Source organism: Stieleria bergensis (genome assembly GCA_007745635.1).
Lineage (GTDB): Bacteria > Planctomycetota > Planctomycetia > Pirellulales > Pirellulaceae > Stieleria > Stieleria bergensis.
Map to the genome: position 1 here is coordinate 1,899,710 of CP036272.1, position 24,700 is coordinate 1,924,409.

The window sequence follows — 24,700 nt, forward strand, 5'->3', positions numbered from 1 at the left end:
GCTTCGCACTGCTTCGTTTTGAAACTGGCTTCGTTTTCAAGCACTCATCTGTACACATCGTTTGTCATTCAATTGGAAGTCAACCATGGTCATTGACTCACATCATCATCTTTGGCGGTACGATGCCAGCGAATATCCTTGGATTGGCGCTGGCATGGAGGTACTAAAGCGAGATTTTGGGGGCACTGACCTGGAGAGCCTTGCCGGTTCTGACGGTGTTGACGGTTTTGTGACGGTACAGGCCCGTCAGTCGCTGGCCGAAACGGAGGCGTTGATTGAGCTCGCTCAGGCATCCCCGCGGATAAAAGGCGTTGTCGGATGGGTGGACTTTGCCAGTGATGAAGTGGTCGATCAATTGGATCAGTTCAGTGGCGTGGCAGCGCTAAAGGGCATGCGTCACGTGGTTCAAGACGAGCCCGATGATGACTTTATTTTGGGTGCGGACTTCAATCGCGGGATTCGGCGACTGGTCGGACGCGACTTGGTTTATGACCTGCTGATCTTTGCCCGTCAGTTGCCGGCGACGATTCAGTTTGCGCAGAGTCATGTTGACATCCCGATGGTCCTGGATCACATCGCCAAGCCAACGATCACCAGTGATCAGCCTGATCCCGCTTGGGTCGACGGCATCAAGCAACTGGCTCAATGTGATCATGTCAGTTGCAAGTTTTCCGGTGTTGCAACGGAAGTCCAACTCCAGGACTGGGACATCGATTTGATTCGTCCCTACTGGCAAGTCGTGTTGGATGCCTTCACGCCGGAGCGTTTAATGTTTGGAAGCGATTGGCCGGTGTGCTTGTTGCGAACCGAGTACACTCGTTGGAAGCAGGTCGCCGAGCAGTTGGCTGCGGGGCTTTCCCGACGAGATCAAGAAGCTTTCTTTGGCGGCAACGCCTCTCGAGTCTATCAATTGGAGCAATAACGGTGCGAGCCATTCAAATCAGCGAAGTCAAAACTCTCAAGCCAATCGAAATTGATGAGCCCGGCGCTCCGGGACCTGGGCTAGCGTTGGTGCGAACGCACCGCATGGGAGTCTGTGGCACGGACATTAGCTGTTATCTCGGCAAGTTTCCCTTCTTTGACTTTCCTCGAATTCCCGGTCACGAATTGGGTGTTGAGGTGCTGGCAGTCGGTGAAGGCGTGGAAAACGTGACAGTGGGAGACCGCTGCAGTGTCGAACCCTACATGAACTGCGGAACCTGTTACCCGTGTCGCCGTGGTGCAACAAACTGCTGCCAGAACCTGAAAGTCATCGGCGTGATGATGGACGGCGGACTGTGTGAATCATTCTTGGTTCGCGCCGATAAACTGCACCCGTCAAGCAGGTTGACGTATGATCAGTTGGCTTTGGTCGAAACACTGGCCATTGGTTGTCACGCCAATGATCGAGCCAATCCACAACCGGCCGATCACGCGCTGATCATCGGGATGGGGCCTATTGGACTGGCGACATTGGAATTTGCCAAACTGACCGGGGCTAAAGTGAGTGTGATGGATATGAATCCAGCGCGGTTAGAGTTTGTTCGCAAGCACTACGCCGTGGATCATACCATTCAGTTCGTCGGCGATGGCAGCGAACGAGAGCAGATACAGCAAGCCACCGGCGGCGATTTTTATCAAAGTGTTGTCGATGCCACTGGGAACCGACACTCAATGTCGGGAGCTTTGCAGTACGTTGCCAGCACGGGGTCGCTGGTCTATGTCGGCATCACGACCGATGAAGTGGTCTTTCGACATCCCACACTGCACAAGCCGGAAGCCAGCATTGTTGCATCGCGGAATGCATTGCCAGGTGATTTCACTCGCATCATCAAACTGATTGAGATGGGAGTGATTGACACGGTGCCATGGATCACGCACCGCACGGATATGGATGGAGTGTTGACTGATTTTGAGTCTTACACCAAACCAGAGACCGGTGTGATCAAAGCCGTGATTTCAGTGACCTAAGCAAGCAACTGCCAAGATCAGTTGGTCGAAACCGACGCGATCCAACGCGTCCAGGCGGCCTCGTCTTCCAATGGCAGCATGGGTTTGGGAATGATGGGAAGCCGATTGCTCTCTGGCGTGTCGGGGCTTTGAGCACGAACGGTCAACAGGCCGTCGATGTTCAGTTCAAAGCCGATCATGCGAGTTCGTTTTTCGCGTTTTGATTCGTCTTGATGCTTGGTGAATTCATAGCGACCCAGCGATTGCCATTGGTCGCTCTCAATGCCCGAGGACTCAACGATCGACAGCGTCATCGAGTTTCGATTGGCGGCAATGTTCAGTTTGCGATTGGTGCGTGCTGGCAGCGTTTCACCACGAGGCATGATGGGCAGGATGCGGCGGCGGCCTTCGTTGTCTTCGATCACGATACCAATGGATTGACCGCTAACGCTTTTAGGTGGCAGTTGCATGTCACCGCGTTGTGGCAGTTCAGCGGCCAGGCAAGCGGCCGCGCCACGCGCCACGGCGCTGCGATCGATCATGTGCACGGGCATTTCATCCGCGCAGCCCGCTAACAGGTCCTCTCGCAGTGAAGCCATCCGCATGATGGGCCCCAGCGTCACGCAGGAATCAATGTCTTCCGGCCTAATGCCCGCTTGTTGGCAAACTGATTGGACGTGTTGCTGCATCTTGGCGATCAAGTCGTGGCAGCGTTCGAGCCACTGCTGACGCGAAACGACAATTGAGTATTCAGCTTGATTCAAGTGCAAGGTGACGTTGGTTTCTGGCAGCAACAACAGCGAGTTGAGCGCTTTTTCGCAAGCCATCTGCAAACGGGATGCGGACAGTGACGATTCGGTTGGATCAAGCTGATGCGTTTCAAGAAAGGCTTGCGTGGCGAGATCAACCAATCGCGAGAGCCAGGAAAGCATGCCGGTGTGCCAGTGACCTGCGGTGGCCAATTCGGTCAGCTGAGTGCCTTCACGGCAGATCAACGAGATCTCGGTGGCTTGTCCGGTTAGGCCGATAAACAACAGGATTTCGCTGGCCTCTTTATCCAGTCGCACGATGTCTTGCTCTTTGCCTTGGTCAGCATCCTGCAGCAAGGACTGTACCGCAGCAATGCCACGGTGGACCAGGCGAACGGACTCAAGGCCAGCTAGGCGGCAGGCTTGGCGAACGCTGCGGCGATGAAACTGGTCGTAGCTGGCCGGCACCGTGACGGCTGTCAATTGAGGCATTTCCTCTTCGGGCCACCGATGCTTGAGCATGTGATGCAAGCTCAGTCCCATCAGGGCTTCCGGAGGGCATTGCCGTTGTGCGATGCTGCGTTGCACAATGTCCTTGCCAATGTACATCGGCAAGCAGTGGACGACCTTTTTAGGCGCTCGATAACGGAGCTGGTAAGCATCTTGATCGAAGTACAGTCCGGTGCCGTCATCGGCCAACGCGATTCGGTACAGCGGCTGTTGTTCCTGTCCAGCGGGCAAGCTTTCGGCCGCGTAGCCAGGAGTCGCTTTGGCCAACGCCGCATAGGTCATGCCAAGGTCGATGCCGCAGACGGTGGAGAGCGACAGCGAAGTCGAACCGCCGGAGAACGTTGATTGCTCACTGGCTAACTGAATGCCAGAGACCCCTGCCATCCACGAAGGCACCGAGGTTGACTGCGCGTACTTGCCGATGTCCTCGATCACTTCATCCATCGAGGCATAGCGTTTCTTGACATCCTTGGCCAGCATGCGTCGCAGGACATTCGCCAGCCCCAGGTCCACATCGCTGCGTTCCCGCATCAGGTCGGGAATCTCACCGTGGCGGTGTCCGTAGACTTGTTCCAGATAATCGCCACTGTATGGCGACTTGGCTGTTAGCAAAAAGTACAGCACTGCACCGAGCGAATAGATATCGCTCCGCGGATCCGCTTCGTCAGCGTGTTCAAGTTGCTCGGGCGACATGTAGGCCAGTGTGCCAACCAATCGGCCTTTGCGTTTGTAGTGTGAATCGGGATCAGCCATCCGGCCCAGGTCCCGTCCGTCATCAGACCAAACCACTTGACTGATTTGCGCCAGCCCCAGGTCAAGGACTTTTAACGTTCCATCACTGGCGTAGATCAAGTTGCCGGGCTTCACGTCGCGGTGAACAACGCCTGCGCGGTGAGCGTGCAGCAGGCCCAGTGCCGCTTGACGGATCAGGTCTGCAGCGAATCCCGTTGACAGTGGCCCCTTTTTGGAAACCAAACGCGTCAACGTCATCCCGTTGACGTACTCCATCACTAAGTAATGCAGGCCCGTTTGTTCGCTGGCGTCGAATGCTGTGACCACGTTCGGATGCAGCACACGCGATGCCGCGCGAACTTCGTCATAAAAACGATCAATCGTCGATGGGTCAGAGACTCGGTCGTTACGGATCAGCTTGATCGCAACTTGACGCTGCATGCGTTTGTGTTCGGCCAGGAACACCTGCCCCATTCCGCCGGAGCCGATCCGCCGCAGGACTTTGTATTCACCGATCTCTTCGATACCGCTGAAGATATCGGGTTTCTTCTCGGCGGCCGCTTCGGCAGTCTGAACCTGGTGGGGGACGCCTGTCAGGTTCAAGTCCTGGCTGTCGTTGTCGGCGGCAAAGTCCTGGGTGGGTGGTTCTGGGCTACCGGACGGGGGAATTTCGATGCCCAGTGAGTTGGGGACCGGAATCGGCGCGTCGCTGAGCAGGTCTTCAAACGAGGTTTCGGCAGCGTCTGTTCCTAGGGGCAGCAAATCGTGGCTCGACACCGATTGATGCTCAAGCGGCGCAATCTCCCCACTGTCTCCGGAGCGATTCGCATCGGAGTGAGAGGACAGATCGTGGGGATCGCTTGGTGGGGACAAGGAAAAGCCTCTTCAGCCCCGAAGGACGACGCAATGCAAGAAAAGATTTCCGAAGATCATGGCTTCCAATAAGGTTACGCAAACGTGGGACGCTCTGTACTCTGGCGATTGCCTGAATTCGAAAAACGGCCTGGATTGTCCCCCTCTGATAGCCCGGAAGAGGGCTGAACGGTTGGGGTTGAATGTCCGCACGCGTCAGATTCGCACCAAGCGGGTGATGTGCCGCAGCCAGGATGACCCGCGCAACGGTTAAGGTTTAACCTTCATCGCCGCTCAAATTGCCGCGTTCCGGCATCGCCGCCGAACCGTGGCAGCAAATCTGTGGCACTCAGTTGATCTAGCCCCGTTGGTAAACCATTGTGCGTTTGTCATGCTTGGGGCGTTTAGATTGTGACTTGCAGATGGTCGAAGGTGCAGGCTTTCGGTTCTGCATCCTGCCAGAGATCCTTCAACCCCGTCAGACTCACGTGTCTTCGTCAGATCAATCGTCAAACTCAGCTTCTGCCGCTTCCAGTCCAGCGTCCCCCAGCACCGCTTCGCTGGAATCCGATGTGTCAGCATCGTCGCTACGCATTGCCACTCGCGAAAGCCCGTTGGCGATGTGGCAGGCCGAGCATGTTGCGGCGCTGTTATCGGGCCATGGAACACAAGTCGAAATTGTGCCCATGGTCAGCAGCGGCGATATCGACATGAGCCCGATCGATGGCCGCCGCAGCGTGGGCGTTTTTACCAAACGTATCCAGCGCGCCCTGTTGCAAGATGAAGGGGATGTGGCTGTGCACTCGATGAAGGACTTGCCGACCGAGAAGCATGCTGAATTGGTTTTGGCATCCTGTCCCGATCGCGAGATTGTGACGGACTGTTTGGTCAGTCCAGCTGGCCTGAGCTTGGATCAGCTCAGGCAAGGCGCCGTCATCGGTACTGGCAGTCGCCGCCGCGCTGCACAACTTAAACGTGTGCGTCCCGATTTAGACATTCAGCCCATTCGTGGGAATGTCCAGACGCGATTGAAGAAAATGTCTGATGGGCAATACGACGCCATCATTTTGGCTGCCGCCGGCATTGAGCGTTTGGAAATGCATGACCTGCCACGGGTCGAGTTGCCGCTGGACATCATGTTGCCAGCTCCGGGTCAGGGGGCCTTGGCCATCGAAGTTCGTCGAGACGATCAAGCGGCTTTTCAACAAGTCGCATTGACGAGTGATCCGGCATCGATGGCTTGTACACTGGCCGAGCGAACGCTGCTCGCGGCGCTGCATGGCGGATGCTTGGCGCCGATCGCAGCGCTGGGCACCATTGAGACCGACGAAGCTTCTGGTTGGTCCTTAAATCTGATCGCACGCGTGCTGTCTACCGATGGCACCCAGCAATTAGAGGTCCAGGGGAAATGCGAGATTGACTTGGATGATCGGGATCCAGCCACTGGCTCAGTTCATCAAGCCGCTCAGTTAGGGTTGCAGCTTAGCCAGCAGTTGATTGAGCAAGGCGCCAAGGAACTGATCCACGATGGTCGCAGCGAGTAGTTTTCACACCGCTGATTTGATGGGGACTACAATGGCGATGCTGGCCGGTGCTGCAGCCTGCAGTGGCATGTCACGTTGAACCGCGTTCATTCGAACGCTGTGCCTGGGGCTGATGCGCTGAGTCTGATGTGCTGGTCGATTGTTGCAAAAACACTGCTCCCAGCGAGTCGGTGCTTCCAGGGGCGAGAACGCCCCGTTTTGCGTGTTAAGCCACTGCGCGAATGCAGGTCATCGCCACACTGGGACCGCCACACTGGGACCGGCCCCGGTCATGCTGGGCGAAGACGAGCGGTACCCACCCTGCTCTGCTCACGTTTCCGGCAATCGCGTTCTGCGCTTTCCCCTTTTCCGCCCTGGAGATTTTTAATGACGATTCAGCCCTCTCGCTCCAAGTCTCAGGCCTCTTTGTCATCACCGCCTGCGGGGCTTTCCCGGCGCCAGTTGATGGTCGCCTCGGGCGCTGTGGCGGCCAGTGCAATGGTTCTGGGACCGGCCACGCCAGCGGTTGCCAAGGAGCCGTTTGATCGTCAGGGTCAGCCGCGATTCAAGCTCAGTTTGGCCGCCTACTCGCTGCGTCAATCGTTTGGGTTCATGAAAGGTAAGCCTCGTCAGGTGCCCGCTGGTGAGCGTCCGATCGATATGTTTTCGTTCATTGATTATTGCGGGCAACAGGGGTTTGAAGGTGCGGAACTGACGAGCTACTTCTTTCCTCCCGAAGCGGACGCGGATTACTTTCGCAACGTCAAGCGACATGCATTCCTTGCTGGGGTGTCTGTTTCTGGGACGGCCATTGGAAACAACTTTACACAAGCCGCAGGGCCGGGATTGGAAACGGACATCGTCGCGGCGAAGCAGTGGATTGATCATGCCGTTGAGATGGGCGCTCCACATATTCGATTCTTTGCAGGTAAAGGCAAAGAGTTGGACCAGCACCCCGAGCGACTTCAAACGGCCGTCCAAGCGCTGCAGCAATGTGCCGACTACGCTGCTCAGCGAGGCATCTTTATCGGAGTTGAAAATCATGGCAATCTGCGGCCCGAGCAGTTGCTAAAAATCATGCGGCAGGTTGATCACCCATGGGTTGGTATCAATCTGGATACCGGGAATTTCATTAGCGACGACCCCTACGCTGATCTCGAGGCCTGTGTGGGATACGCCGTCAACGTGCAATTGAAAGTCAACATGAAACGGCCCAGTGGAGAAAAGTATCCGGCCGACCTGCCGCGCGTTGCCAAGATCTTGTCGCAGGCCAAGTATCAGGGATACGTCGTGCTGGAGTACGAAGACGAATCGCCCTGGGAGAACATTCCCAAGTACCGAGAGCGGCTGCAAAAATTGCTTTCTTAGGCCGCCGTTAATCTGCATCAACGTGGATTGATTTTCCTGGTCCGCAGAATCGTTACAGCCGGCACAAAAGTGTCGCATTTCCCTCAGGCGACGGGGAAAAAAAAGAAAACTCTGCATGAAGTGCTCAAGCAATTAACTTCGGAACTACTTTAAAAGCGTTCGGCGGACGCGACTCGGCTCGCGAATTCAACAAGATTTTAAGCGTCCCCCCGTGCGAGGCGTGGTCGGTTCTTCGGAATCGGCCTCGCCTTTTTTTTTGCCTGCATTTCTTTGCAAAATCTCGAGAAAACCCCGCTCGATCGCCATGCCGGTGGCCACTCGCCACGTTTCCCCCCCGCTGTTTGTGGCCGGGAAAAGCCTGCGGTGTCAGGCTGAGGCTCGTGTTTTTTCTTGCTCGTGACCAGTTGTGTCCAAACCATTGAGATACTTCTCACATCTCAGCTGCTGGATGGCTTCCTGAGGGCTTCCGCTGCCACAGCAGACAACCCATTACGTTTGGCAAATCAAGGAAACAGTGCGATGAAACGAGAACTACGACGTGCAATGATGGATTCAGAAACCTTTGTGATCGAAATGGTTTACACCGATAGCAAAGGTCAACAGAGCCGCCGCACCATCAGCCCGATTCGCTTCGTCAGCGACGACCGCATGCTGGCCCTGTGCTTGTGCCGTGAGGAGCCGCGCCAGTTTTACCTGTCTCGCTGTTCCGACGTTCGCCTCGTGCCAGCGGCCGAGGTGATGATGCCGATGCCCATTCAGACAGTGCCCGCGCCTGCGACGCATGTGATTCCCGCCGTTGCCTTGGCGTAATGAAGGCCCTATCGGATTGAGTAGGAGCAGGTTTCAACAGGCAGGTCTTCAACAGGCAGTGCAGTTTGTTCCAGGCAGTGGTTGTTGTCATTCGCAGACAAGGACGTTACCGTAGACGGTGCCTAGACTTCCCGCAGCGATTCATTGGTCGATGGCTTGTGGTGTCAGTGTCCAGGCAACAGGACGGACTTTGATAACCACTGATCGTTTTTTGTGATGCCGATTCCCAATCGCAAAACGTTTCCTACCGATCGAGATGACTTAATCGTCGTGCGAACCGACGACGGTAGTCATACGTTGCAGTCTGTGGGGACCAATGATTTGTACCACAGCGGATGCGGAGCCAAGGCGGAAACGGAGCACGTTTATCTAGGCAATTCAAACGTGACGGCGCGATTGCAGCGGCAACAACCCACTCGCGTGCTTGAAATTGGCCTGGGCACTTCAATGGGAATGCTGATGAGCATGGACCTTGCCCAGCGTCACCATGCGGCGTTATCTTACGTCGCCTTAGAACTGGATTGGATCAGCGCTCAAACGCTCGCTTTTCTCCAGCCCCAGCAGTGGCTGTCCCAGTTTTCCAACGCTGGATCAGAGTTCGGCGCTGCGCCAAACGATCTCTTGCACCAGTACAACGCCTTTCGTGAAAAACTGCCGGCGCAAGTCCCTGAGGGCGATTATCACTGGCAACTTGATCCACTGCGTCAGTTGACCGTTGTGGTGGGTGATCTTTTGAATTGGAAAGTCGCCAGTGTTTCCCCCTTCGATGCAATCTTTTACGATCCCTTTTCTCCTGGCAGTGCGCCTGAACTGTGGGATGAGGCTTGTTTTGCCAAGATGCGATCGGTCGCTTTGCCGCACACCCGGTTGGTCACGTATTGTTGCAGTCGAAAAGTCCGCGACGCGTTGCATGCTGCAGCCTGGGACGTGCAGCGGGTTCCTGGCCCGGTCGGCGGCAAACGGGAGGTTCTGTACGCAGTGCCCAGAGCTGATTCGCCCCCAATCGATTGAGGCACTGCTTTTCGATAGGGTGCGTGCAAGCACGTACCAGTTGACTCTTGGCACCCGTTAGGGCTGCGATAGCGTGTTGTTTTGAGCATCGATGCGTGCAAGCACGCGATCTCGTTACACGCGGTCATGCCCTCAGCCAGGCTTGGGCCTCTTCGGCGCGATCGGCTTCAAAGTAGCTTGCTTCCGCATTGATGAATCTTGATAAGATCCGTTGCAGGACTTTCTCCCAAGTTTGGCTGCCCACGACGGCTACTTTTTCGGGGCTGTGGCGATGTTCGCGAATCAGAGTCAAGTGATCGTACAAGGCGGTCAGTCCGGACCAGCCATCGAATTGGCGCAGGTCCAGTAACAGCTTCATGTGTTTGGTATGGCTAATCAAATTGGTGAGGTCGCGGTCCACTTTCTCGTACGCCGGCGGATCCAGCTTTCCTAGCAACTGAACCGTAATCACATCGCCATCGCGATCTAAATGAATCGATCCGAGAGATTCAGCCAGCCACAACCGGGCTTCGTCTTGTGCGTTGGCTTTGAACAATTTGACGGGGCACGGCGCCATGGCTCCAAAAATACTTGCGCTGACGCGAATCAGTTCACTGTCGGACACAATCGCGATCCGTTCGAATCCGCGCCAGTGTCTCAGTCCCGCGCGAGTGTCTTCCCAGGCGGCACCTAGGTCGCACGAATCAAACTCATCATCCAACACGACCAAGGCTTTGATGTGATGGTGTGTTTCCATCGCCTCATCCAGAGTGGGAATCATCACTTGTTTATAGTCGTCCGCTGTCACTTTACCGGTGTACCGAAAACCGATGGTTCCATCAGGTAGATCGGGGATGGACTGAATCATGGCAATGTCCTTGTCTGGGTCGAAGGGGTTAGCAGGCATCGCTCTCCAGCAAGCTTCTTTCTCTGGGAGCGCAAGCGAGCGTTTCTTTTCTGACAGTTCTAGCTTATTCACAGGTTGTTTGACGGACGCTTCTTATCCGGTGTTGGGAAACTGTCTGATTGTGGTCATTTCGTGATATTGGCCGACGAGATGCAGAATGCTATGACAGCCTTAATGCACTGCAACTGACGACACGAAAGGACGCCAGACGCCTAGAATGGATCTCCTGTGACAGCATTCTTTTAGGCGGTAAGAACGTAGGTGAGGAGAGGAAGATGACATTCGTAATGGCCTTGGATCAGGGGACAACCAGTTCACGAGCGATCTTGTTTGACCAGGCTGGCAACCCGCATGCGGTTGCTCAGCAGGAATTTACGCAGCATTACCCTCAGCCCGGTTGGGTTGAACATGATGCGAACGAGATCTGGCAGACTCAGTGTGCGGTGGCTCAACAGGTCTTGCGCGAGAATCAAATCTCTGCCAGTCAGGTCACTGCGATCGGGATCACCAATCAACGGGAGACCACCGTCATTTGGGATCGCGCGACCGGTCAGCCCATTGCCCCGGCGATCGTTTGGCAAGACAGACGCACCGCCGGTGATTGCCAGCAGATGCGTGTGGATGGCTTGCAGGACCTGGTGTTGGAAAAGACGGGCTTGGTGATCGATGCCTATTTTTGTGCTTCAAAGATTCGTTGGTTGCTCAATCAAGTTCCGGGGGCATTCGAACGCGCCAAGAAAGGAAAGCTGGCATTCGGGACCATTGACAGCTGGTTGATTTGGAAGTTAAGCGGCGGCACCTTGCACGTGACCGACATCACCAATGCTTCACGAACCATGTTGATGGACTTGGATCATGGTCATTGGGACGATCACTTATTAGGCGTTTTTCAGATTCCCCGAGAGATCCTGCCAACCATCGTGCCTTCTTCCCAAGTTTATGGGGAAACCACGGCTGAATTGTTTGGTCAATCCATCAAAATTGCCGCTGCGGTCGGCGATCAGCAATCGGCGCTGTTTGGACAGAACTGCACGAAGCATGGGATGGCCAAGAACACCTACGGCACGGGGTGCTTCATGTTGATGAATACAGGGACAGAGGCGCAGCGATCGACCAATCGATTGTTAACCACAGCGGCAGCCACCGTCTCGGGCGAGCATCAGTTCGCGCTTGAAGGCAGCGTGTTTGTGGCCGGGGCGGCGGTACAATGGTTGCGCGATGGTTTGCAGATTATCGACTCAGCACCTGAGGTTGAGGAACTGGCTCGATCAGTGCCCGATAGTGGTGGTGTCTATGTCGTTCCAGCCATGGCGGGCTTGGGGGCTCCGATTTGGGATGCCGAAGCGCGTGGCACGATCGTCGGTATCACGCGCGGGACCACCAAAGCGCATATCGGGCGAGCCACATTGGAAGGCATCGCATTCCAAGTCGCAGACGTCTTTGATGCGATGCGTCAGGATGCAGGCATTCCGATTGATCAGCTCCGTGTTGATGGTGGTGCGGCGGCCAATGATCTGCTGATGCAGTTCCAGGCTGACATCATGCAAACACCCGTGATTCGACCGGTCGTGACGGAGACCACGGCGCTCGGGGCCGCTTACCTTGCTGGTCTTGCCACTGGTTTTTGGGAAAATGAAGCACAGTTACATTCGATTTGGCAGGCTGAACGTCGCTTTGAACCTCAGTTGACGGCCCAGCAAGCTGAGGTCCGGCGGGCACGCTGGAAAGAGGCACTCAAACGAGCGATGGCTTGGGAGAAGGGGAATTAATGACCGAGAGCTTTGATCGATCAAAAACCTTGCAAGCGATCTCCGAACGTGGCAGCGATCCATGGGATCTGTTGATCATTGGCGGTGGCGCGACGGGGGTGGGCGTGGCCTTAGATGCCGCCACGCGTGGTCTGGACACGGTTCTACTGGAGCGTGGTGACTTTGGGATTGGCACCTCCAGTCGCAGCACCAAACTGGTACACGGTGGCGTGCGCTATCTGCGGCAAGGAAACATCACACTGGTCCGCGATGCGCTGCGTGAGCGAGCCCTGTTGCGAATCAACGCGCCGCATTTGGTTTCCGATCAGCCGTTCTTGATTCCCTGCGAGAGCCGTTTGAAGCAATGGTATTATGGCTTCGGACTCAAAATGTATGACTTGTTAGCCTCTGGCGATCAGTTTGGCCGCAGTCGAATGCTGAATCAGCAAACGGCTCGTGAGCTAGGTCAGGGCATCAAGGCCGAGCGGCTTGCCGCCGGCGTGATTTATCATGATGGACAGTTTGACGATTCAAGATTATTGATCGACATGGCTCGCCTGGCGGCGGCAAAAGGCGCTCACTTGGTGAATCACTGTGAAGTGGAGCAGATCTTGCATGGGGCGTCCGGCCAAGTGGAAGGGGCCGCGGCGCTGGATCGTTTGCAGGAACAACGGTTGGCGATCAATGCTCGCGTGGTCGTTAATGCAGCCGGTCCCTTTTGTGACTCCGTTCGTCAGTTAGATCAACCCGACGTCCAGCCGATGGTCGCCTCCAGTCAAGGTGTGCACCTGGTATTTGATCGCTCGTTTTATCCTGCGGACGTCGCAATGATGGTTCCTGAAACGGATGATGGGCGAGTGATCTTTGTGGTTCCCTGGCATGATCATGTGATTGTCGGCACGACGGATACCGCGATCAAGCAACCGGTGATTGAGCCCAAAGCACAGTCGGTTGAAATCGACTTTCTCTTGGAAACGGTGTCTCGCTATTTGGAAAAGACACCGACTCAGGACGATATTTTGAGCGTGTTTGCTGGTATTCGTCCATTGGTCAAAGGCGATCCCTCCGCTCGCACGGCATCACTGTCTCGTGATCACGTGATTCGCGCTTCGGATTCAGGCATGCTAACCATCACCGGAGGCAAATGGACCACGGTGCGGAAGATGGCCGAGGATTGTGTGGACCACGTGCTGAAACAAGCGGGGCAAGAAAAGCGCGCTTGTGTCACCAAGACTCTGTCGATTCCACCGCCAGATCAGACGCTGATTGAACAGATAGAGGCCGACGACCCGAGTCTGGCCGAGGCACTGCATCCCGATCTAGACCTTACCGGGTCAAGAGTCGTTTGGGCCACGCGCTATGAGATGGCGATGTGTGTTCAAGATGTATTGGCGCGACGTCATCGCGCCTTGTTCTTAAACGCGCGCGCCACGCAGGCGGTGGCGCCTCGGGTGGCGGAAATCATGGCTGTGGAACTGGGACGCGATCAGCAATGGCAGGCCCAGCAGGTGAGCGAAATGGAATCGCTCACCATTCGGTACTTGCCCGGTGACTGATCCGACGACTTGCCACGGAGCCTGTGTCCACAACGGATGTTGCGCTTGGCAAGTGACTTACAGGCGTCGCAATCCGTCTTCGGTCATTGGAGTTGGAATCTCAAAATCAATTTCGTCGATCCGCTGCATGGTCTCGTCGCAAAGGATCAAGTCGCGAGCTTCAAGCGATTCGTTGAGTTGTTCCACGGAGGTTGCGCCAATGATGGTTGAGGCTACGAAGTCATGTTGACGGCTCCAGGCAACTGCCAGCGCAGTCACTGTGGTGCCGATGTCCGCAGCGATTTCAATGAGCCGTCGGGTGGTTTCCAACGTTCGTTCGTTGACGAATCGCTGGGCCATCCGCTTTTGGCGTTCTCCGGTTCCGTTCAGATAGCCGGTAAAACGTGCGCCTTCTGGTGTTCCCTCTTGGTACTTGCCCGTTAGCACACCTCCGCCGAGCGGCGAATAGGGAAGCAAGGAGATGTTCTCTTTGCGGCAAACCTGGGCGAGTTCACTTTCGCAGCGTCGGTTGATCAAGCTGAAGTTATTTTGCACGCTCTCGTAGCGATCAATGTCATAGTTTTCTGACGCTGCACAGGCTTTCATCATTCCCCAGCAGGTTTCGTTGCTGGCACCGATGACGCGGATTTTGCCTTCATCACGTAATTCGGAGAGCACGCCCAGAACTTCTTCGTAGGGCATGCCATGATCTGGCCAGTGTGTTTGATAGAGATCAATGTAGTCGGTGTCGAGTCGACGCAGAGAGTCCTCGCAGGCTTGAACGATTTGCCGTCGATCGAGTGCCGTCTTGCCGTGGCGTACCGGAGGTTTGAACCAGCCGTGACCAGGGCCGGTCACTTTGGTAGCCACCATCACGGTTTCACGTGGTTTCGTTTTCAGCCAGCGGCCAAAGATTTCCTCGGTCACACCGTAAAGCTCTGCCGACGGTGGGACCGGGTAGATTTCGGCAGCATCAAAGAAGTCAATGCCCGCCTCGTAGGCGGTGTCACAGATTCGATGGCTTAATGCTTCGTCGCATTGCAAGCCAAAGGTCATGGTGCCCATGCAGATATCGCTGACGACGACACCGCTGCGTCCAAGTCGACGTTGTTCCATTATTCTTCAAGCCAGTGTTAGGTGCAGGAATCATTTGTTTGCACCAGTTTAGCATCACTTCAAATCAGCGAGGAGGCGTCTGAACCGATGAACTGGAGGAAGTTCTTCGCCGCAAAAGCGGCCCGTTGAGTCACTCGCAGCACCGATGCGGGGGCTCACTGTTTGCTTTCCATCGCCTGGCGGTACTTTTCAATTTGTTGATGAAGGTGCCACTGACCGCGATCGTCAAGCAAGCAATCGGATTCGATTTGCCAAGCTTGTTTGTGTTCGCCCAGCACATGGCACAACTCAGCCAGCGTGTCGCGATAGGTGACGCTTTCTGGTTCTAGAAAAACAGAACGCTCTGACCACTTCACGGCTTGTTCCAAGTGCATCTTGTTCACCGCACAGGCCCAGGCCAGGTTGTTCAGTTTCAATGCATCCAGCGGAAATTCAGCAAGATAGGCTTCGCCAGATTCAACCAATTGATCGATGTAGGCGTCAGCGATCTTGGCCATCCCCAGTTTGCGAACCTCGGGAACCTGTTCGTCGGTTGCATTGATGTCCAACGGAGCGAGCGTTTGCAGCGCACCCAGTGCTGCGGCAACCGTCGGTTCGTCTTGCAGCGTGATGCCCGAGATCAAGCGGGCTTCCCAGTGTTTCTGCGCGTGGTAGGTGTACAGCCATGGAATCGGGGCGTCAGCATTGAGTTCGCTGACCAACGCCATGTCACTAAGATGATGAGCGGTGTGATGGCTGGCATTCGGATCTCTCGCGACGGTTAATTCAAGCTCGTCGACGAACTGTTTGGTTTCGACAAAGCCGTCAAGAATGTTGCCAAACAGATTGCTGGTCAAACCCTGGCTCTTGAGTAACGCGACCGGCACGAGTTGCTGGTACGCGTGATGTGCAAGTTGATAAAACTGATGATCGCTCAGGCGACGGGCGATCTGCTCTTTTGTTGTTAGTGAGGGTGTCGTCAGAATCAGCTTCAGTTCCTCTTCCAACTCTTGCTGACGATCGGTGAATCCACGGTCGCGAGCCAGAGCCATCTCGATGATCAAGGCCTGACAATGCAGTGATGCCGCTTCTTCATGCATTCCACTCTGGAGGTCATTGGCCAGGGCTTGGAGGCGATCTTCCGCTTTCAGCCAGTCGCCGTTCTCAATCAAGCGGTTGATGATCGTCAGCGACATTTCGCCGTCACCATCATCGGCTAGCAGTTGCCGGCCGGTCTGTACCAAGTCATCGCGTTCATTGATGGCGAACAGTTCCAAACAATCCGCGGTCAGCTCATTAATGTAAATCACCTGTGGCACGCCCAAGGTGCGCCGTCCGCTCATGGGAGCGTTGCAGATTTCTTGGAACAACGTGTCAAGATCTGTTAGCGGGTCAAAACCTGCCGCAGGCAGTCCTTGGAATAACGCAGCCGTGACGCCGACGAGTTGTTTCTCTGGCCACTGGCGATGCATGCGTTTTAACGCCGCCAGGACGGTTTCAAAGGATGCTGATTTCACACTCAAGCAGAACGCTAACATGGATCGAGAGCGGCTGCTAATCCTGGTTTGTTTGGACGTCGTGATCAGCTCGACCACCATGTCGTACTGCAGGGCTTGCTGCATTTCAATCAGCGTGTAGTCATATAACGAGACACGACCACGAAATGCGGGAATGGAGACGTTTGATTGCGCAAGCTGGAAATAAATCCGCTTGGCTAAGTCAGCGTGATGGGTATTTTTTAGCAGCAACGCCAGCGAGTACAATTGCTCCAGTTCGGGAGCAATCCGGAGGGCATAGGCGCGAGCTTGGACCGGGTCAACTTGCTTAGAGTATTTGTCTTGTGCTTCAATCGCCGCATTGATCTTGGCTTGAATCAAGTCCGCCGTCAGCGGTTCGTCCCCGACACAGATTTCTTTGGCGACAACAAATCGATCGGTCAGGCAGGCCACCACCGCCGCCTTCGCTGGCCAGTTGGCACGCATGGCTTCAATTGTTTCGTCAACCACCAAGTAGCCTACTAGAAAGCGCCAACGGAGCTCGCAGAGATTGTCGCGATCTTCTGCGTCCATGTCCGGATCATTTTCTGAGTCTTTCAACCCGGCAAGCAACTGTTGCTTGGCCCACTGAAAGGCTTCCCGGTCACCTGCGTGAGCCGCAGCGGATAACACCCAGGCTTGAGCGCGAGCCTGTGACATCGGATCAGCGTCAGCTGCTTCCGCAATCGCTCGTTGACTTTGGATCAACTCTGGCCACCGCTGCCCATAGTATTGCAGCGTCAGAACGATGGCGTCGTCGTTTCGTTCAGAAGCCAGTTGCAGCGTTTGATCGATGTTGCCAGTTTGCAGTGCCAATTCGCCTTTGAAGCGGGACTCCTGATCCCTGTCCCAAAGCGAATCCTCCACTGCCGGTTCCGCGTTGGTGCTGTGCGAGGCATCGCCGAGTTGTTGCTGAAACTCGATTGCCGAGATCGCCAAGCCTGAGGGGCCTGTTCGGAGCGATTGGAGCAGCGTCAGCAACTGCTGCTCTTTGGACTGTTCCACGGCGACCGATACGATCAGCGGATAGTACTGGTACATCAGGCCGGTCACATTGCCCAGTAGCAGTTCGTAGTCCGCTGAGTCCTGGCTCTCTTGAATCGCAACTGCAACGGCTGCGAACGCTCCCTCCAGGAGCAGTTCTTCCAGCAGCAGTTCTGAATCCAGTTCGTCAAGATTGCGATCCAGCAGTCCGCCGCTGTAAATTTGTTTGCTTAGTGCTTTGGGAGTTTGATCGCTGATGCCTGCACGCCATTGTTTCAGAATCCAGCTGGCTCGCCGAGAGACTTCCAGGTTACCGGACTGTTCCGCATCGCGGACGGCTTGCCGTGTTTGTTCGCGCTGTTGCCACAGTTCAAAGGTTGCTCGCTGGCGTTCCCGATATGAGTCCCCATTTAAGGCCCGTTCGAGTTTCTGCGCAAGGTCGGCAGGATCACTGCTTTCCTGTCCGCTGGCGGTCTGCTGAAACGCCCAACAGAGTCCCAGCAGAAAGCATAGCAAGGTGAGTGTCAGCCGAGCTTCGGTGCTGCAAGACCATGGCAAAGCCGTCGAAGCTTGACTTTGCTTGCAGCGGTTTGCGTCATGCATAAATGTAAAATGGCGGTCGTGATCCATGATGCCCAAAACGCAGCGAGTGGCGAAGATGATCAGCGAAGTCAACAAGACGCCAGGTCATTCGGGTGAGCTGGCTCTTTGACTTCACGTGTAACGATGCTCGCTGCCCCTGTTTCGCAGCTGCTCGTACCAGCAGTATACCTCTTGGGAAAATTCCTTGGTGTCTCGCTGGGGACGAAAAGCGGTGTCGGAAAGCTCTTTTGGGGGTGGGGACATGCTCGTTTGCCCGGCGGGACCCTCGCCTGGCGGGTGTGTGAGTGAGGGATTTTGCTTGTCAATCCGGTCGCGGACCGAGGGCGAACTGTGGTATCATCTACCTGTTGGTTTTCATCGCCAATGAGACAGTTTTTGCTTCCCCGCCTTTTGCCCTCCATTAACTCGGTTGATCTGTGAACATACCGCTTCAGCTTTCCGTGAAATCTTTGCGTCGCCTGCTTACCAAAACGCTTTCATCGACGCTGTGTTTGTTTGCGACTTTTTGCTTGCCTGTTCAGTTGAGTTCCGCAGCCGATCAGGCCAGTTGGTCGCAGTGGCGCGGTAACGGTCAAAACGGCGTCGCACCTGGTAAAGGGTTTCCAGTGAAATGGTCGGAAACCCAGGGTGTCAAATGGAAAGTGGAAGTCCCCGGTTCCGGTGGCAGTACGCCCGTGATCGCTGGCAATCGAGCGTTTCTTACCACCGGTCTCGATGGCAAAAATCACGTCCAAGCATGGGATGTTGACAGCGGCAAAATGCTCTGGTCAACCGAGGTCAGTGATGACGCGGGCGGTAAGCATCGCAAAGGCAGTGGCGCCAACCCTTCTGCAGTCACCGATGGCAACTGCGTGGTGACCTACTTCCGAAGCGGTGCCTTGGTTTGCTTGGACACCGAAGGCAAAATCAAGTGGCAAGTGAATTTGCAGAAAGAGTTTGGCGAGGACACCTTGTGGTGGGATCTGGGCTCCAGTCCCACACTGATCAACAATTTGGTCGTTGTGGCGGTCATGCAGACCGGTCCTAGCTACTTGGTTGCCTTTGATCGCGAGACCGGAAAAATGGCCTGGAAAGTGGATCGCAAAACGCCCGCACCCAGTGAGGCCGCACAAAGCTATTCGACGCCAGTTGCGATTCCAGAAAAGAATCAGATCGCTGTCATGGGCGCCGATACGCTGACCATCCACTCGGCAACGGATGGCGCCGAACTCGGTCGAGTCGGTGGCTTCAATCCAACAGAAAATGGTTACTTCCGGTCCATTTCCTCACCCGTCGTTTCCGGTGACGTTGTGATCTGTCCCTACTCGCGCGGCGACACCGTGACCGCTTGTCGAATCAGTGATGTGATCGCCGGCAAAGGCCGCGACAGCATCCTGTGGCATCGCGAAAAGTTTGGCAGTGATGTGGCGACTCCAGCCGTTTTGGATGGACGGGTTTACGTGTGTGGCGATTCCAAAGCGACACGCGGGCGAATCACAGCGGTTGACCTGGAATCAGGTGAAACCCTTTGGGAAACCAAAACTCCGAAGTCTCGCCAAGGCTTTAGCAGCTCGCCTTTGATTGCCGGCAATCACCTGTACTTCATCGATGAAAGTGCAGTGACGTTCGTGGTCGGGCCATTGGACGCTGAGGCTCCTGAGGTCGTCAGCCAAAATGAGATTGATGACGACGAAGCCTTTACAGTGGCAAGTCCTGTCCCGGTTGGCGAGCATGATCTGTTGGTGCGAACCAAGAATATGCTTTATCGCATCAGCCCCTAGCAGGCGATGTGGCCGGTTGAATCGGCACGCTAGCCCTAAACCGCTTGAACTCTGCATAGCCCTTCTTGTCAGTTCAGGAGATTGCGTTGAACGCTTCACCTCGCATTGTGCTTGGACTGTGGCCGATTGCCGGTGTGACGACCGTGGGGGTGACCGAACATGATGCCTTGGCGACAATCCACACGGCGCTTGATTGTGGAGTCACCGCGTTTGACTCCGCGTTTAGCTACGGCTATCAGGGTGAAAGTGATTGCTATCTGGGACAGTGTCTTGCCAGCAACCGTGTCGGTCTTGAGCGTGAGCAATTGACGATCATGGGCAAAGTCGGCCAGCGTTGGACACCCAGTCGTCAGCGCTATGTCGATGCCTCTCCTGAGCAACTCACTGCGGATGCTGAACTGTCGCTCAAGCGGATGGGCATCGACGGGTTCGATGTGCTCTATTTGCATAGCCCTGATTCACAGGTGCCGGTCGAGCGGTCTGCCGAGGCGATGTTCAGGCTGCAGCAGCGCGGGCTGTGTCGGCAGCTGGGGTTTTGCAACGCATCGATGGAGCAATACCAACAGTTCGCCCAGGTCGCGCCTTTGAAGGCCATTCAGGGGCCATTGAACCTGGTGCAAGGCCAGCAGACGCCAGAATGGTTGAATTGGGCCCGGCACAACCAAGTCCAAACGTTCGTGTTTTGGACGCTGATGAAGGGGTTGCTTGCCGGAAAGATTGGCAGAGACCATCAGTTTGCCGAAGGCGACAGTCGACCAGGTTACGAGATCTTTCAGGGACAACAGCGCGAGCAGGTGCATCAGGCAATCGATCGCCTGGAGGTGCTTGCCGCAGATCATCACACCACGGTCGCGAAGCTATCGATCGGCTGGGCGCTGGCTCAAGACGGGGTTGCCGGAGCTCTGGTTGGAGCCCGCTATCCAGAACAGGTCTTGGAAACCTGTCACGCTACCGCACTGAGCGATGATCTGGTCGCAGCAGTCAACGCGATTGTCCAGCAGACCTGTCTGCAGTGATTGTCTGACAGTTGGCCATTGGCGTTCCAAAGACGTTCTAGCTGGCAAACGGGTCGTTGCCAAAGTCGTTGTTCGCCATCGGCTCCAATGCCGCTGGCTCTGCCACTGCACCCTGCTCCATCGCGGCTTGTTCTGCAGCAGCCTGTTGCTCTTGGGCCTCGCGGCGAGCTTCTTTGGCACGTTTTTGGGCGGGATCAAGTAACGCAGCAACCGGAACAGCGATGATGCAGACAACGATGACAACGGTCCAAAGGGTGAAGTACAGCATGGTGATCAGTCGGATTTCTGAAGGCTAGCAGGCAGCGATTGCTTGAACAGCTCTGTATTGTACTTCACAAAATTGGAAATTCCCAACGGCACAATCACAGAACAGAAGGCTGGACTCTAGGATAACATCTGCCCGGTCGACCAGCCCGAGTGCGATTGCTGGGCAGCCGCGTTTCAGCTGGTTGTTGGGGTCGATCGCTCGTCGCTGGCGGGAATGTTTGGCGTCAACCCGAGCGTCATTTGGCGTTCACGCGAAATCGCTCGATTGAGCAACTCAATGGCGGACGGGTTGGTTTCGTCGAGTTCCTGGTACAAGGTCTGAAATGCTTGTCGGGCTTTGGTCTGTTCGCTGACCATTTTCAGCGTCTGCGCGGCCTGGAAACGGTAGGCAAGTGCAATGAGCCGAAACTTGCGGTCAGTGGCCCTGTTCCCCAGCATCGCGTTGGCCGTCTCCAGAGCTTGTTCGGGGCGTCGTTGCTCCAGGTAGAGCCGCGAGAGCTGTAAACTGGCCTTGCTGGAGTACGATTGATTGTTGGCGTTTTCTTCCGGTGGAAAGTGCTGTGAGATCGCTCGCCAAGCTGGAACGGTGTTCTGGATCATTGCTTCAATGTACTGCTCTTCGACCGTTGGTTGGGCAGGAACCGTCGAGGGTTGCAGGAGCTGTGAGACGGGCGGCGTGCTAAAGGCCGAACCGATCGAATAACCCGCGCCGAGCAACGCAAATGGAATCGCTAGGCCGAGTGCAATCTGCAAGTACCTTCGTTTGGTCTGGCGTTTTTGAAGATCCGCAATGCGTTGTAAATGAGCGGTCGCCGAAGCCGCACCAGCAAATCGTCTGGCTCCGGAACCGTGGTCATGTTCGGCGCCGATCAAGGCTTCAAGCAGTTCGCCCGGCGATTGGAAACGATCAGCCGGGTTCTTGCGAAGCAGCTTGCTGATGATCCCAATGAGCCATTCAGGGATCTCTTTGTTGCCACGGACGCGATCCAGTGGTTGCGGTGTCTCATTGACGTGTGCAAAGGCCAATGCCAGTGGGTCATCGGCACCAAACGGAGGCTGTCCGGCGACCAAGTGATACATCATCACGCCCAGTGAATACAGATCACTGCGAGGGTCGACGGGTTTGCCTTGGACTTGTTCGGGGCTCATGTAACGCGGCGTGCCCAGTGTCAATCCGGCCTGCGTCAGATCGGCTCGACTGCCATCGGCGTCATTGCCTAAGCGGGCCAGCCCAAAGTCCGCAACCTTGATCAGATTGGTCTTTGAACGCATCACGTTTTCGGGCTTGATGTCGCGATGGGTGATGCCATTGATCGCAGCAGCGTCAAGCGCCGAAGCCACACCCAGGAGCACATCAATGGCTTGCTCTGGATTGAGCGGACCGTTGGATTCAAGGACTTGTTTTAGGTTTTGGCCTTCAACCAGTTCTTGAGCGATGTAGTACAGGGAGCTCGATTGTCCCACATCGTAGATCTGGACAATGTTCGGATGATTCAGCTTCGCAGCCGCTTTTGCTTCACGCCGAAAACGCCGGATGTAGTCGTCGTCTTTCGCCAGCGTTGACCGCAGGACTTTGATCGCAACGGATCGATCAAGGTTCATGTCCCGCGCAGAATAGACATCAGCCATCCCGCCTTTGCCAAGGCGACTAAGAATCACATAGTCCGCCAGCCGAGAACCGACCAGGCTGGCACCATACAGCGTGTCTGATTGGCTGTGTGGGGGCGCGCCTTGAGCCGTGGTGTCAGCATGGCTGGGATCCAGATGGGGCGCGTCCGGATCGGGTGATTGCGATGAGGTCATGAAGGTATCAAGAGGAAGCGGGAAGTTCGATCGCAACCAAGGCTGAGTTCAAGTTGCCGCTGCGAAAGCCGGCTAAGTCTAGGGTAACGTATTGAAATCCAATCTGGGTGAGTTGTGCTGCCAGTTGATGACGAATTGCGGACTGGCAAAACATTTCAATTTGATCGGCGGGAACTTCAATCCGAGCGAGCTGAGATTCGTGTAATCGAACGCGAAAGTCGTGTAAGCCGTACTTTTGCAGCAATGTTTCGGCTTGTTCTACCATGCTCAGGCGTTCAACCGTCACCTGGACTCCGTAGGCAATTCGGCTGGCTAAGCATGGTGAGGCGGGGAGTTCGGCGTTGGACAGCTTCCAGAAACGGGCCAGGTCGCGGACCTGTGCTTTGCCCAGAGCCAAGTCGGCCAATGGGGTGGCAACCTGAGCTTCCTTGCCAGCGGCGATCCCCGGCCGATAATCGCCTAAGTCATCATGGTTGGTCCCCGAGACGATGGTCGCTGAGGCATCACCGACTTTCGCGTGCACGATGCTCTGTAACGCTTCGTACAGTGTTGACTTGCAGTGATAGCAACGCTTGGAGTCATTGACTTGGTAGGCGGGGCGAGTGACTTCATCGGTGTCGATGAAAACGTGTTGAGCGCCTAGCTCCTGAGCCACCTGGGTCGCGGTTTCTAACTGCCAGTTGGCCACACTGGGCGACCGCGCGGTGACTGCGATCACCCGCTCACCGTGATCCGGATTGGCCTTTAACGCCGCAGCCAGGACGACGCTACTGTCTACACCGCCAGAAAAGGCCACCGCAATTTTGGAGTGGTCCTTAAACCAGGCAATCAACCGCTGCGCGTTGTCTGCGTTAGGCACCGTCGTTCGTCTCCTGGGTGATTGGCAACAGCACCGTTGACCGGCCGTTGTGATGAATTGAAGGAGTGGCTTTGATTAAATGGGACGCTGAGTGAGTTGTTGGCTGTGCCACTCAAGCAAACTGCAGGCGAACAAAGAACCCCGCGTCCAATTTGCGTTGTTCTTGGTCGATCAAGGACAGACGACCGTGCTGTTTGTGAAGCCGTTTGTCATTCCACTTCACTGTCGTCAAACGAGGAAGCTTGCTTTGTAGATAGTCTAGCACGTCTGCCGCCTGAACCTGAGGCGAGTGTCCCGTGATCAACAAGCGAAACTGATTTCTTTGCAACAGTCCCAAGCAGTTCTCTAGCAGTGGCCAAAGGTCACGCTCAATCCGCCACGTTTTTCCGGTGGGCGAATGCCCATATGCTGGAGGATCCATCACGATGGTGTGGTAGCGATTGCCCCTGCGGATTTCTCGGGCGACGAATTTGGCACTGTCGTCCACCAGGTAGCGAATCGGATGCTGGTTCAAGCCATTGATGGCTGCGGCTCGGCGTGCTGAATTGACATTCGGTTTCGCTGCATCAACATGAGCAACCTGCAGTCCGCTGATTGCCATCGCCATGCTGCTGGCACCGGTGTACCCAAACAGATTCAATCCTTTGTCGTGGGGGTTCTCTTTAACAACATCAGCTGGTGCTCTCTCGGGAGTTTCCCAGCCAGTCGCTTCGGTTTGCCGATCGTCGCGATTGACAGGACCGTTGCTGAGCAGCCATTGCCAGTTGGGGCTCTGTTCTGGGAACAGGCCCACATGGCCATAGGGTGTGGCTTGCACAGGCATTTGAAAGCCGCCGCAATCCACGCACCAGTCACTTTCCTGGGTGTTGGCAGTGGGCGGTTGGGGCTGGTCCGTGTTCGGCCAAGGGGTTTGCTGGACCCAGCGTTGCTTGCCGTGGTCAAATCGGCAGTGAGCCTGTTTCCAGCGACCGGGAGCGGTTCGTCTGCCGCGTTCAGCAGCCGGTGACGGTCGGTCGACAATCCAGCCAGCGAACGATTCCAGTTTTCGGCCCGCTCCGAAATCCAGCAACTGGTATCGGTTGGTTTTCGGTGGAGTCAGCTGAGGTGCCATTTTGGTCCGAATTT

At 55.6% G+C, this 24,700-nt stretch carries 19 protein-coding genes; 11 read left to right on the plus strand and 8 right to left on the minus strand.

Annotated features, from left to right (window positions below; translation table 11 throughout):
* Nucleotides 1-85: 85 nt before the first annotated feature.
* On the plus strand, nt 86-922 hold the full coding sequence (locus SV7mr_RS06420; RefSeq protein WP_145270296.1) for an amidohydrolase family protein: 837 nt from the start codon (nt 86-88) through the stop codon (nt 920-922).
* Nucleotides 923-924: 2 nt separating this feature from the next.
* On the plus strand, nt 925-1,950 hold the full coding sequence (locus tag SV7mr_RS06425) for a zinc-binding alcohol dehydrogenase family protein (RefSeq protein WP_145270299.1): 1,026 nt from the start codon (nt 925-927) through the stop codon (nt 1,948-1,950).
* A 17-nt stretch (nt 1,951-1,967) separates the two neighbouring features.
* Here the strand turns inward: SV7mr_RS06425 and SV7mr_RS06430 are convergent, their stop codons facing one another.
* Entirely contained in the window at nt 1,968-4,697 is a 2,730-nt protein-coding gene (locus tag SV7mr_RS06430) for a protein kinase domain-containing protein (RefSeq protein ID WP_145270301.1), read from the minus strand.
* On the opposite strand from SV7mr_RS06430, the gene SV7mr_RS25135 reads away from it, so the two are divergent.
* From SV7mr_RS25135 to mnmC2, 5 genes are all read left to right on the plus strand, one after another.
* A complete protein-coding gene (locus tag SV7mr_RS25135) occupies nt 4,686-4,865 on the plus strand; it encodes a hypothetical protein (RefSeq protein WP_419188178.1) in 180 nt (59 codons plus the stop codon). The genes SV7mr_RS06430 and SV7mr_RS25135 overlap by 12 nt on opposite strands.
* Before the next feature lie 287 nt (nt 4,866-5,152).
* Nucleotides 5,153-6,316: a hydroxymethylbilane synthase gene (gene hemC / locus SV7mr_RS06435; protein WP_419188179.1), complete on the plus strand. Its 1,164-nt coding sequence runs from the start codon at nt 5,153-5,155 to the stop codon at nt 6,314-6,316.
* A gap of 366 nt (nt 6,317-6,682) precedes the next feature.
* Complete coding sequence (locus SV7mr_RS06440) at nt 6,683-7,663, plus strand: sugar phosphate isomerase/epimerase family protein (RefSeq protein WP_419188180.1); 981 nt, start codon at nt 6,683-6,685, stop codon at nt 7,661-7,663.
* Between the two features lie 519 nt (nt 7,664-8,182).
* Nucleotides 8,183-8,473, plus strand: a complete 291-nt coding sequence (locus SV7mr_RS06445) for a WYL domain-containing protein (protein ID WP_419188181.1) — start codon at nt 8,183-8,185, stop codon at nt 8,471-8,473.
* 216 nt (nt 8,474-8,689) lie between these two features.
* Complete coding sequence (gene mnmC2, locus SV7mr_RS06450) at nt 8,690-9,484, plus strand: tRNA (5-methylaminomethyl-2-thiouridine)(34)-methyltransferase MnmC2 (RefSeq protein WP_145270303.1); 795 nt, start codon at nt 8,690-8,692, stop codon at nt 9,482-9,484.
* 124 nt (nt 9,485-9,608) lie between these two features.
* On the opposite strand, the gene SV7mr_RS06455 is transcribed toward mnmC2, so the two are convergent.
* Nucleotides 9,609-10,331, minus strand: a complete 723-nt coding sequence (locus tag SV7mr_RS06455) for a SpoIIAA family protein (protein ID WP_145278136.1) — start codon at nt 10,329-10,331, stop codon at nt 9,609-9,611.
* 314 nt (nt 10,332-10,645) lie between these two features.
* Between SV7mr_RS06455 and glpK the strand changes: the two genes are divergently transcribed.
* The gene (glpK, locus tag SV7mr_RS06460; RefSeq protein ID WP_145270305.1) at nt 10,646-12,139 is read left to right on the plus strand and encodes a glycerol kinase GlpK; all 1,494 of its coding nucleotides are present in this window, start codon (nt 10,646-10,648) and stop codon (nt 12,137-12,139) included.
* Entirely contained in the window at nt 12,139-13,674 is a 1,536-nt protein-coding gene (locus tag SV7mr_RS06465; RefSeq protein ID WP_145270307.1) for a glycerol-3-phosphate dehydrogenase/oxidase, read from the plus strand. The genes glpK and SV7mr_RS06465 overlap by 1 nt, the downstream gene beginning before the upstream one ends.
* 57 nt (nt 13,675-13,731) lie before the next feature.
* On the opposite strand, the gene SV7mr_RS06470 is transcribed toward SV7mr_RS06465, so the two are convergent.
* On the minus strand, nt 13,732-14,769 hold the full coding sequence (locus SV7mr_RS06470; RefSeq protein ID WP_145270309.1) for an aldo/keto reductase: 1,038 nt from the start codon (nt 14,767-14,769) through the stop codon (nt 13,732-13,734).
* Nucleotides 14,770-14,924: 155 nt separating this feature from the next.
* The gene (locus tag SV7mr_RS06475) at nt 14,925-17,870 is read right to left on the minus strand and encodes a hypothetical protein (RefSeq protein ID WP_419188182.1); all 2,946 of its coding nucleotides are present in this window, start codon (nt 17,868-17,870) and stop codon (nt 14,925-14,927) included.
* A 416-nt stretch (nt 17,871-18,286) separates the two neighbouring features.
* Between SV7mr_RS06475 and SV7mr_RS06480 the strand changes: the two genes are divergently transcribed.
* Nucleotides 18,287-19,630 (plus strand): outer membrane protein assembly factor BamB family protein, encoded by a 1,344-nt coding sequence (locus tag SV7mr_RS06480; protein ID WP_145270314.1) that lies wholly within the window; start codon nt 18,287-18,289, stop codon nt 19,628-19,630.
* A gap of 86 nt (nt 19,631-19,716) precedes the next feature.
* Complete coding sequence (locus SV7mr_RS06485; protein WP_145270316.1) at nt 19,717-20,646, plus strand: aldo/keto reductase; 930 nt, start codon at nt 19,717-19,719, stop codon at nt 20,644-20,646.
* Nucleotides 20,647-20,683: 37 nt separating this feature from the next.
* Here the strand turns inward: SV7mr_RS06485 and SV7mr_RS06490 are convergent, their stop codons facing one another.
* The 4 genes from SV7mr_RS06490 to SV7mr_RS06505 form a co-directional block, all read right to left on the minus strand.
* The gene (locus tag SV7mr_RS06490) at nt 20,684-20,914 is read right to left on the minus strand and encodes a hypothetical protein (RefSeq protein WP_145270318.1); all 231 of its coding nucleotides are present in this window, start codon (nt 20,912-20,914) and stop codon (nt 20,684-20,686) included.
* Between the two features lie 173 nt (nt 20,915-21,087).
* Complete coding sequence (locus SV7mr_RS06495; protein WP_145270320.1) at nt 21,088-22,716, minus strand: protein kinase domain-containing protein; 1,629 nt, start codon at nt 22,714-22,716, stop codon at nt 21,088-21,090.
* A 7-nt stretch (nt 22,717-22,723) separates the two neighbouring features.
* On the minus strand, nt 22,724-23,575 hold the full coding sequence (gene larE / locus SV7mr_RS06500; RefSeq protein ID WP_145270322.1) for an ATP-dependent sacrificial sulfur transferase LarE: 852 nt from the start codon (nt 23,573-23,575) through the stop codon (nt 22,724-22,726).
* A gap of 112 nt (nt 23,576-23,687) precedes the next feature.
* The gene (locus tag SV7mr_RS06505; protein ID WP_419188183.1) at nt 23,688-24,686 is read right to left on the minus strand and encodes a class I SAM-dependent rRNA methyltransferase; all 999 of its coding nucleotides are present in this window, start codon (nt 24,684-24,686) and stop codon (nt 23,688-23,690) included.
* Nucleotides 24,687-24,700: the final 14 nt, after the last annotated feature.

Coding starts and splice junctions, on each gene's coding strand:
- glpK (WP_145270305.1), top strand. CDS start 10,646: ATGACATTCGTAATGGCCTTGGATCAGGGGACAACCAGTTCACGAGCG.
- SV7mr_RS06470 (WP_145270309.1), bottom strand. CDS start 14,769: ATGGAACAACGTCGACTTGGACGCAGCGGTGTCGTCGTCAGCGATATC.
- mnmC2 (WP_145270303.1), top strand. CDS start 8,690: ATGCCGATTCCCAATCGCAAAACGTTTCCTACCGATCGAGATGACTTA.
- SV7mr_RS06440 (WP_419188180.1), top strand. CDS start 6,683: ATGACGATTCAGCCCTCTCGCTCCAAGTCTCAGGCCTCTTTGTCATCA.
- SV7mr_RS06465 (WP_145270307.1), top strand. CDS start 12,139: ATGACCGAGAGCTTTGATCGATCAAAAACCTTGCAAGCGATCTCCGAA.
- SV7mr_RS06445 (WP_419188181.1), top strand. CDS start 8,183: ATGAAACGAGAACTACGACGTGCAATGATGGATTCAGAAACCTTTGTG.
- SV7mr_RS06475 (WP_419188182.1), bottom strand. CDS start 17,870: ATGCATGACGCAAACCGCTGCAAGCAAAGTCAAGCTTCGACGGCTTTG.
- SV7mr_RS06490 (WP_145270318.1), bottom strand. CDS start 20,914: ATGCTGTACTTCACCCTTTGGACCGTTGTCATCGTTGTCTGCATCATC.
- SV7mr_RS06420 (WP_145270296.1), top strand. CDS start 86: ATGGTCATTGACTCACATCATCATCTTTGGCGGTACGATGCCAGCGAA.
- SV7mr_RS06505 (WP_419188183.1), bottom strand. CDS start 24,686: ATGGCACCTCAGCTGACTCCACCGAAAACCAACCGATACCAGTTGCTG.
- SV7mr_RS06495 (WP_145270320.1), bottom strand. CDS start 22,716: ATGACCTCATCGCAATCACCCGATCCGGACGCGCCCCATCTGGATCCC.
- SV7mr_RS06455 (WP_145278136.1), bottom strand. CDS start 10,331: ATGATTCAGTCCATCCCCGATCTACCTGATGGAACCATCGGTTTTCGG.